Here is a 9,700-nt window from a genome sequence, read left to right on the forward strand (position 1 = left end):
CCGAGAGGGGCGCGGGGCTCGACCTCAGGGAACCCTGACCCACTGGGCCTTCGACGGCACTCCTTGGTCATCCACGACGAACAACATGTACCAGCCGGCCTGAACAAGGTTCCTGTTCTCCGGCACGGTCACCGTCACCTTGTTGCCCTCGGCCTTGAAGTCCAGCGCGATGGACCGCTGGTCAACGTCCGTCACATGCGTCGCCGCGCTCGGCCGGATCAGCCGTACCTTCTTGATCGACGAGGCGTGCTGCGAGGTGAACGTCCCCGTCTCGCCCCGCTTGATGGTCTCCGTCCCCTTGGACAGCGACGGACGGGACCCCTGGTACAGATACGGCGGCGTGTAGATCTCGATCCGCTGCTCGAACTCGCCCGGCTTGGTGTTCGCCTTGTCGCCGTACAGCGAGTCCGACCCGAAGAACATCACGCGGCCGTCGGGCAGCAGCACCGAACCGGAGTGGTAGTTCCGCCCGACCAGCGGATCGGCGACCTGGTCGAAGGTGTTGGCGGTGGGGTCGTAGATCCGCGCCTGGAGGATGTTGGAGTCCCCGCGCCCGCGGTAGTCCTCGGAGCCGCCCGACACCAGCACGGTGTCGTCGGGCAGCACGGAGGCCTGCGGGTACCGCGTGCCCTTCTCCATCGACGGCCCGTCCACGAACCTCGGGCTGTCGGCCTTCAGGTCGATCAGCCGCGTCTTCTCACTGGACAGCTTGGACTCGCCGACGCCACCGCCGCCGATCACCATGTACTTCTCGTCCTGCGCCGGAGGCAGCAGCACGGTCCCGGAGGTCTCCAGCTGATCGGCGTCACTGAGGCCGGGAAGCTTGGTGAACTTGTTGGTCTCCACGTCCCAGACACCGGGGTCCCGCCCGACGTCGTCAGGGCCGTACCCCGCGTTGGAGCCGGAGTAGAAGACCTTGCCGTTCTGCATCAGGAAGAGCGCCGGGTAGGTCGGGAACTGCCGGACCTTCTCGGTGTACGTCCACTTCTTGGTCTTGGGGTCGTACACCTCGTTCTTGCCCGGCACCAACTGCCCGATGTCGTCGAGCCCGGAGACGCTGAGGATCTTCCCGTCGCTCAGGGTGGTGAGCGTCGGGTACCAGCGGGCCTCCTTCATCGGGTCGACCTTGATGTACTTCTCGGCGACCGGATCGAACTCGTAGGCGTCCCTGATGCCCTGGAAGTCCTTCTTGTCCAGTGCCAGCTTCTGCGCGATGCCGTACGTGTTACGCGCGTCAGTACCGGACAGACCCTGCACCCGGTAGTTGTCCTCGGTGCCGGTCTCGTACTTCGAGCCGCTCTTCTGCGCCTCTACGTAAATCCGGCCGAGACCCGGGTCGTTGCGCAGGAACGCGCCGGTGTCCGGGTCGAAGACCTTCTTGGCGCGCGGCACCAGCACCGGGTCCTTGGAGACGAACGTCTTGCCGTTCTCCTTGCCGGTGAACTTGGTTCCCGCGGGCAGGGTGATCGGCTTGTCCGGGTTCTCGTTGTGGACGATCATCAGGCCGCCGGCCTTGGTGACGTCGCCCTTGAGCTTCTCGTACCGCTTGGTGCCGCCGGCGATCAGCAGATTGCCGTTCGCCAGCTGCGTGTGCCCCGTGCAGAACAGGTCGCTCGGGGTCGGCACCTTCTTGATGGTGCCCTTGACCGGGTCCCAGATCCGGGTGTCGAACTTCTTCGCGTCGAAGTTCTCCTGGTTGTTGCCGGAGCCCGCGACGAGCAGCACCTTCCCGGTGCGCAGCAGCGCCGCGTGGATGGTGTTCTGCCGGTACTCCTCGGGGAAGTCGACGATCTCCCAGTGACCGTTGTCGGCTTTGTACTCCGGTCTGTTGATCTGGTACTGGTGGTATTTCTCGGTGCCGAAGCGGTAGAGCCACGGACCGTTCATCCCGGCCAGCGCGAGCACCACCGCCGTGCCTATCGCGAGTCGACGGACACGGCGGCGGCCGGCCTGGTCTTTCATTCCTTACGTCCCCCAAGTCCACCCAGGGCGATTTGCATGGTCTGGTCGGTGCCGCCGGCCGAGGGCTGCTGGGCGGCGGCCCAACTCGGCTTGTGCTGCGGGCTGTGGTGACCGCCCGCCTGGGCCGGCAGCGGCTGCGGCTGAGCCTGGTGCGGCACGACCGGCGTGGCCGTGTCCGGCTCGGCCGGGGTCGGCGGCTTCTTCTTCGCCTGCCGGAGCATGTGCCGCCACGCGAAGATCGGCGTGGCCGTGATCAGCATGGCGAACGTCGCCCAGATGACCATCGCGGGGTGCGAGTGCCCGTAGACGAAACCGGCGGCGATCGAGGCGCCGAAGATCAGGATGAAGTACCAGTGGTACCGGAAGGTTCCGAACCAGCGGTCGGGGCTGGCGGAGTCGCCCTTGGGGGTGACGACGAACTTGCTCTTGCGGCGCAGCACCGAGTCGATCAGCGCCTTGGCGTACAGCGGCGCGGAGAGGGCGGACATCACCATGCCGGCCACACCGCCGGAGCCCTCCGGCTCGTGCGGCGAGACGTTGTGGCGGCGGTTCCAGACGTAGAGGCCGATCTGCAGCGCGGAGGCGTTGCCGTAGAGCATCAGCCAGATGGTCGGGTCGATGTCCACACCCGAGGCGCCGAGACCCAGGAACAGGGCGCAGCTGATGGCCGCGAGGATCCAGTTCAGGGCGGACATCGGGTAGAAGATGATCATCATGGTGTAGTTGAAGAGCTTGCTCGGCGGCAGCGAGTACCAGCCCTTCCAGTACTGCTTGAGGATCGTCTCGTACGTCCCTCGCGACCAGCGCATCTGCTGGGTGAAGAAGTCCGTCCAGGCGCTCGGGCCCTCACCGACGGCCAGCACGTCCGGGGTGTAGACCGAGCGCCACTTCTTGCCCGTCGCCGGGTTCTTGTGGCGGTGGATCTCGAAGCCGGTCGCCATGTCCTCGGTGATCGAGTCGTACAGACCGCCGATCTGCTTCAGCGCCTTGATGCGTACGGCGTTCGACGTACCGACGAACATCGGGGCGCCGTAGCGGTTGCCCGCGCGCTGGATGAGGGCGTGGAAGAGGAACTGCTGGGACTCGGCGGCCTTGGTGACGAAGTTGTCGTAGTTGCCGTAGACCTGCGGGCCGATGACGAAGCCGACGTTCGGGTCGCGGAAGAAGCCGAGCATGCGCTCCAGGTAGTTGGGGAGCGGGACATGGTCGGTGTCGACGGAGGCGAAGTAGTCGTAGTCGTCGCCGTGCGCGTCCAGCCAGGCGTTGTAGTTGCCGTGCTTGGTCTTGGCGCGGTGCGGGCCCTTGGACTGGTTCCACTTCGCGATTCCCTTGCGGGAGAAGTGGTGCACGCCGAGCCGGGCGCAGACCTCCTTGACCGCCGGGTCGTCGCCCTCGTCGAGCAGCCAGACGTGCAGCAGGCCCCGGTGGCGCAGCTTGACGGCCGCCTCCAGGGTCTTCGTCACCATCTCCAGCGGCTCCTTGCCGGGCACGAAGGAGGTCAGGAAGGCCACTCTCGTGCCGGTCTCGGGCACCACCGGGATCGGGTCGCGGGCGACCAGGGTGGCGTGCGCGTTCGACAGGACGTTCATGCAGCGGAAGAACTCGATCAGACCGATCGAGACGAGCATGACGACGTCGAGCGTCGGCAGGAAGTCGTAGGCCGGGTAGTCGCGTTCCGTCCAGTGCTCGGGCTGGAGCAGCCAGGCCAGCAGGACCAGCGAGAGCAGCGGCGCGGCCGCGAGCATCAGCGCGACCCTGATCCGGTGCGGCTCCTGCGAGATCAGCGAGCGGTACTGGACCCGGTACGGCTTGTTCGGGTCGGGCTGGGTGAGGGGACCGGCCAGCCTGCTGTAGTGCTCGTAGTCGTATTTCGGCAGCGTCTTCTTGATCCGCCGGAACGCCCCGGTCCGGTGCGTAGGCACTCTGAGCTGAGTGGTTTGTGACGGGTCGGAGTTCGGCCGGGCGCCCGTCGGCGTCGACGTCATGAGTCATCCCCCCACACGCGGGTCGCCGCGTGTCTGTCGGTTCCTTCGTCTGTTGCGGTCCCCCTCGACCTTCACAGACGTATCAGTGGTGGGTCACAGTCACCACGTCTTCCACTTCATAGACATGGAACCGCGACCTTCCGGTTGCATGATGCCCCCCTCGGCATCCGATCGTGAACGGGGCCCCTCTCCCCGCCGAATCGGGCAACCGGCTCCTTGCCCCCCAACTGCCGCGTAACCGCAGCATCTTGAAGAACCAGGGTTCTACGGCGTTCAGCATGATCGCAAGATGCGAAACGCGGTGTTTACCGGTCATACGCGTTCATTGTGGCGTCTGTGGGGGTCGTGTGGACTGCCTGTGGACACCCTGTCCGGATGTACGAGAAGCCCCCCGCTCACGCGGGAGGCTTCTCGGTCGGTGCGCCGCCAGGGACTCGAACCCCGGACCCGCTGATTAAGAGTCAGCTGCTCTAACCAACTGAGCTAGCGGCGCCTGCTGACGTCGTAACTCTACCTGACCTGGGAGGGTGCTCCCGACCAGCGCCCGTCGGGCCCCCGGGTGGCCCCGTACATCATTCGGACCGTCAACATGCGCGCGCGGAACACGGTTGAGAAACTGACGAATGTGTACACACGCGGACATTTCCATCCGGAATGTGAGGGGCATCGCATGGGGACTCCGGTCTTCGAGGAATTCGACCCCGCGAACGACTGCGAGTGCCCCGGATGCGTCCACTGGCGCCGCGTCCTGCCGCACTCCGCGGCGGGCCGCACCGGCGCCCACCCGGCCCACCGCACGGTGATCGTGGCGGCCGCCGCCACAGCGGCGCTCGGCGCGGGACACGCCGTACCGGCGCTCGCCACCTCGCAGTCCCCCGGCCGGCCGAGCCTTCCGGCGGGCCTCCCCGGCGCCGACGAGCCCGACACCCCCCAGGGGAGCAAGGCCCCGTTGCACGGCCCGGGCGGGGTCCCGGCCAAGCCCGCCAAGGCGCCCACGACCACCCGCGCGGACATCATCCGGCGGGCCAAGCTGTGGGTCGCGGCGCGGGTGCCGTACAGCATGTCCCAGTACTGGTCGGACGGGTACCGACAGGACTGCTCGGGGTTCGTCTCGATGGCCTGGAACCTGCCCGGCAACGAGTGGACCGGATCGCTCGACCAGTACGGCGTGCGGATCCCGAAGGACGACCTCCAGCCCGGCGACATCCTGCTGTTCCACAACCCGGCGGACCCCGAGAAGGGCTCGCACGTCGTCATCTTCGGCGGCTGGACGGACTACACGCACACCTACTACATCGCCTACGAGTCGACCCGCCCGCACGCCCGCAGGCAGTCCACCCCGTACGCCTACTGGAGCCACTCCGACCGCTATGTCGCCTACCGCTACAAGGGCCTCGCCGGAGGTACGGCGGGCTCCGCGCCGGACACCGAGACGCCCGGCAGCGAGCGGCCGGACGCCGGGGAGCCCGGCTCGACGCCCTACCCCGGGCGGGCCTACTTCGGGCCCGGGGCCCACAACAAGTACGTCACCCGGCTGGGCCGCATGCTCGTCGAGCGCGGAGCGGGCCGCTACTACACCTCGGGTCCCGGGCCGCGCTGGTCGGACGCCGACCGGCGGGCCACCCAGGCCTTCCAGCGGGCACAGGGCTGGTGGGGCCCGGACGCGGACGGGCTGCCGGGGCCGCGCACCTGGGAACTGCTGGTCACCGGGGGCGGCCGGGACGTGAACGGCGGACCGGCGGCCCCACCCGCCTCGCACGGGGTGCCCGGGTATCCGGGGCGGGCGCTGCTGCGGCCCGGGGCGAACAACTCCTACGTCACGCTGCTCGGGAAGCAGCTCGTGAAGAAAGGGTTCGGCAAGCACTACACGACCGGTCCCGGGCCGCGCTGGGGCGAGGCGGACCGGCGGAACGTCGAGGCCTTCCAGCGTGCCCAGGGCTGGCGGGGCGGCGCGGCGGACGGCTACCCGGGCCCGGAGACCTGGCGGCGGCTCTTTTCCTGAATGCCTTTCCCGAACACCTGTTGTGACGCATCTGGCGCGGAGGCTGGAGGCACGCATGAGCACGACCACTTCGTCCACACCGCCGACACCGGAGTCCGAGGGCCGTCCCGAGCACCCGGCCCCCCGGCCCGCGCGGCTGATCCAGAACGAGGTCACCACCGAGATCCCGGTCCATCTGCTCTTCCGTGACGAGCCCGACCCGGTGTCCGTCCCGTTGAAGCCGGCGGTCGTCAGCCGACGGCAGGGGACGGGGGAACAGCCCCGCCTGCGCCGGCCGGCCGCCGCGCGGGCGCGGTCGGTGCCGGACGTGGACCCCCAGCTGGTCGAGCGGCCCGCGCGGGTGCTGCCGGGGGCGGCCGGGGTGCTCGCCGGGGCCTGCGGGCTCGCGGGCTGCGCGGTCACCTCCTGGTGGGCCGGGACCCTGCCGCCGCTGGCGCTGGAGGCTCTGCGGCTGCCGTCGTACGCGGGCGCGGCCCTCGGCCCCGCCCAGTGGGCGGCCTACGCGGGGGCCGGCGCCCTGGGTCTGGTCGGCTTCGGCGGACTCGCCCGGGGCCGGACCGGACGGGCCTGGGTGCTCGGCCTGTTCGGCCGCTACCGCGGGACGGTCCGGCGCACCGGGCTGATGTGGGTCAACCCGATGCTGCTGCGCCGCCGGGTGGACGTACGGCTGCGGCACTGGCGCAGTGAGCCGATGCCGGCTGCGGACGCGAGCGGGGTCGCGCTGCGGGTGGTGGTCCTCGCGGTGTGGCGGGTGCGGGACACCGCGCGGGCGACGCTGGGCGTGGAGGACCACGAGGCGTACCTGCGCGAGTGCGTGGAGGCGGCGCTGGCGCGGGTTCCGGTGGAGACGCCGGGGTCGGGGCGCGGCACCGTGGACGCGGCGGGGGAGACGCTGACCCGGCTGGTGGCCACCGACGCGGCGCCCATCGGGGTCGAGGTCTTCTCGGTGCAGCCGGTCCGGGTCGAGTACGCCCCCGAGGTGGCCGCCGCCATGCACCGGCGCCGGATCGCCGCGCTGGACGCCCAGCACCGGGCCTCGATGCTCACCTCGGTGGTGGACTCGGTGGAGGACACGGTGACCCGGCTGACCATGCGGGGCCTGGTCGAACTCGACGACTACGAACGCAAGGCGCTCGTGAAGGACCTGACGGTCGCCTTCTGCGCCGGGCGCGGGGAATCGGGCTCGTGATTGGTATGGACATGTTCAACTAACGGCCATACTCTCAGACTTGGTCTAGACCTACCCTGCACAGCTCACTGAACATCCCCCACGTTCCCAGGAGCGGCAGCATGCGCAGAAAGACCAAGTTGTCTGCCGCCGTGGTCGGTCTCGCCACCACCGGAGCCTTGGTGCTCTCGTCCGGCGGGGCCACAGGCCACGGCTACACCGACCTCCCCATCAGCAGGCAGAAGCTCTGCCAGAACGGCACCGTGACCAACTGCGGCTCCATCCAGTGGGAGCCGCAGAGTGTCGAGGGCCCCAAGGGCTTCCCGGGCTCCGGCCCCGCCGACGGGCAGATATGCAACGCCGGGCTGGGCCAGTTCAGCCAGCTCAGCGCACCGCGCACCCCGTCGGGCGGCGCCTGGCCGGCCACGAGTGTCAGGGGCGGCCAGAGCTACACGTTCCGCTGGCAGTTCACCGCCATGCACGCCACGACGGACTTCAAGTACTACGTGACCAAGCAGGGCTGGAACCAGAACCACAACCTGGCCCGCTCCGACCTCAACCTCACCCCGTTCCTGACGGTGCCGTACAACGGTCAGCGGCCGCCGTCCACGCTCTCGCACAGCGGCACGCTGCCGTCCGGGCTCAGCGGACGACACGTGATCCTGGCGGTGTGGACGATCAACGACACCGGCAACGCCTTCTACGCCTGCTCGGACGTCACGTTCTGAGCACCGCCTGAGCGACTCCGGCACCCCCCGCGGGCAGGTTTCCCGCACGTCACCTGGCTGGACGGCGTGCGGGAAACCGTTGCGTGGGTGGGGCTGACGCCGTAGCCCTCCACATCTGACGGTATGTCAACTACCGTGCGCGCTCATGGATTTTACGAGCATCGCCGAACTCGTAGGAGCGCGCTGGGGTGACCACCGGCCGGGACTGTGGTGCGAGGGGAGGGTGCTGAGTCATCACGAGGTGGCCGCCGGGGCCGCCGCCCGCGCGGCGCTGCTGGCCGACCTGCTGCCGCCCGGCGCCGAGCCGCACCTCGGGCTCCTCCTCGACAACATCGAGGAGTACCCGCTCTGGCTCGCCGCCGCCGCCCTCGCCCGCGCTGCGGTCGCCGGGCTCAACACCACCCGCAGAGGCCCCGAACTGGCCCGGGACATCCTGCACACCGAGTGCCGCGTCCTGATCACCGAGCCGACGCATGTCCCGCTCCTCAAGGGCCTCGACCTGCCCGGCGTACGGCTGCTGCTGACCGGCTCCGAGGAGTACGACGCCCTCCTCGCGCCTTACGCCGCCGCCCGCCCCGACCCCTCCCGCGCCACCCCGCGCGACCGCCTCCTCCTCTACTTCACCTCCGGCTCGACCGGTGCCCCCAAGGCGGCGATCTGCACCCAGGGCCGCCTGGCCGCCGCCGGGGAGTCGCTGGCCGGGCAGTTCGGGGTCGGGCCCGAGGACGTGCACTACATCTGCATGCCGATGTTCCACGGCAACGCGGTCATCGCCGACTGGGCCCCCGCGCTCGCCCGGGGCGCCGGCGTGGCGCTGCGGCGGCGCTTCTCGGCGTCCGGCTTCCTCCCCGACGTACGGGCCTGCGGGGCGACCTACTTCACCTACGTCGGCCGGGCGATCCAGTACGTCCTCGCCACCGAGCCCCGCGCCGACGACCGCGACAACCCGTTACGGCTCGGCTTCGGCACCGAGGCGGGGGCTGCGGACGCGGCGGCCTTCGAGCGGCGGTTCGGGGTGCGGCTGGTGGAGGGATACGGCTCCTCGGAGGGCGGCGCGGCGATCCAGTGGTCGCCGGGGACGCCGGCGGGTGCGGTGGGGCGGGCGGTGCCCGGTCTCGTCGTACTCGACCCGGAGACGGGTCAGGAGTGTCCGGCCGCGTGCTTCGACTCCGGTGGGCGGCTGCTGAACGGGGACGAGTCGATAGGGGAGCTGGTCAACCGGGGGCCGAGCCCCTTCGAGGGGTACTGGCGCAATCCGGGGGCGGAGGCCGAGCGGCGGCGGGGCGGGGCGTACTGGACGGGGGACCTGTTCTACCGGGACACCGACGGCTACCTGTACTTCGCCGGGCGGGCGGACGACCGGTTGCGGGTGGACGGGGAGAACCTGGCCGCCGCGATGATCGAGAACATCCTCGCCCGGTACGACGGTGCCCGTGCCGTCGCCGTGTACGCGGTGCCGGATCCGGTGACCGGGGACCAGGTGATGGCGACCCTCGCCGGAACGTTCGACCCGCTGGGCTTCACGGAGTTCCTGCGCTCCCAGCCGGACCTCGGCACGAAGATGGCCCCGAGGTTCGTCCGAGTGACGGACGCCATGCCGGTGACGGCCACGAACAAGATCCACCGAGCCCTGCTGCGCCGAGAGGGCGTCCACTGCCCGGACCCCGTGTGGTGGCGCCCACCCGGCGAACCGACGTACCGCCCCCTGCCCCCGAAAGACACCGAAGGGCCCCTCGTCTCCACGAGAGGCCCTTCAAAGGTGCGCCGCCAGGGACTCGAACCCCGGACCCGCTGATGCTGCATCTTCTGGGGGGCGACCCCCAGACCCCCAGCCGTGGTGTGAGTTGCCCCGCCC

The 9,700-nt window shown here is 69.8% G+C and carries 6 protein-coding genes and 1 tRNA gene; 4 read left to right on the forward strand and 3 right to left on the reverse strand.

The genetic code is table 11. The features are described from left to right. Positions 1 to 24: 24 nt before the first annotated feature. The 3 genes from ACWDRW_RS08105 to ACWDRW_RS08115 form a co-directional block, all read right to left on the reverse strand. Positions 25 to 1,962 carry a galactose oxidase-like domain-containing protein gene (locus ACWDRW_RS08105; protein WP_451721458.1) on the reverse strand — a complete coding sequence of 646 codons (1,938 nt, stop codon included), beginning with the start codon at positions 1,960 to 1,962 and terminating at the stop codon, positions 25 to 27. Beyond that, positions 1,959 to 3,947, reverse strand: coding sequence for a glycosyltransferase family 2 protein (locus ACWDRW_RS08110; protein WP_451721459.1), 1,989 nt, complete (start codon positions 3,945 to 3,947; stop codon positions 1,959 to 1,961). The genes ACWDRW_RS08105 and ACWDRW_RS08110 overlap by 4 nt, the downstream gene beginning before the upstream one ends. 419 nt (positions 3,948 to 4,366) lie before the next feature. Continuing rightward, positions 4,367 to 4,440: transfer RNA gene (locus ACWDRW_RS08115), tRNA-Lys, on the reverse strand. Between the two features lie 177 nt (positions 4,441 to 4,617). Between ACWDRW_RS08115 and ACWDRW_RS08120 the strand changes: the two genes are divergently transcribed. The 4 genes from ACWDRW_RS08120 (at position 4,618) to ACWDRW_RS08135 (ending at position 9,640) form a co-directional block, all read left to right on the forward strand. Continuing rightward, positions 4,618 to 5,949 carry a peptidoglycan-binding protein gene (locus tag ACWDRW_RS08120; protein ID WP_451721460.1) on the forward strand — a complete coding sequence of 444 codons (1,332 nt, stop codon included), beginning with the start codon at positions 4,618 to 4,620 and terminating at the stop codon, positions 5,947 to 5,949. A gap of 55 nt (positions 5,950 to 6,004) precedes the next feature. Further along, positions 6,005 to 7,138, forward strand: a complete 1,134-nt coding sequence (locus ACWDRW_RS08125; protein ID WP_451721461.1) for an SPFH domain-containing protein — start codon at positions 6,005 to 6,007, stop codon at positions 7,136 to 7,138. Positions 7,139 to 7,239: 101 nt separating this feature from the next. Beyond that, positions 7,240 to 7,845: a lytic polysaccharide monooxygenase auxiliary activity family 9 protein gene (locus ACWDRW_RS08130; protein WP_451721462.1), complete on the forward strand. Its 606-nt coding sequence runs from the start codon at positions 7,240 to 7,242 to the stop codon at positions 7,843 to 7,845. 145 nt (positions 7,846 to 7,990) lie between these two features. Continuing rightward, a complete protein-coding gene (locus ACWDRW_RS08135; protein WP_451721463.1) occupies positions 7,991 to 9,640 on the forward strand; it encodes an AMP-binding protein in 1,650 nt (549 codons plus the stop codon). The last annotated feature ends 60 nt before the right edge of the window (positions 9,641 to 9,700 follow it).

Source organism: Streptomyces sp. NPDC003635 (assembly GCF_053587635.1).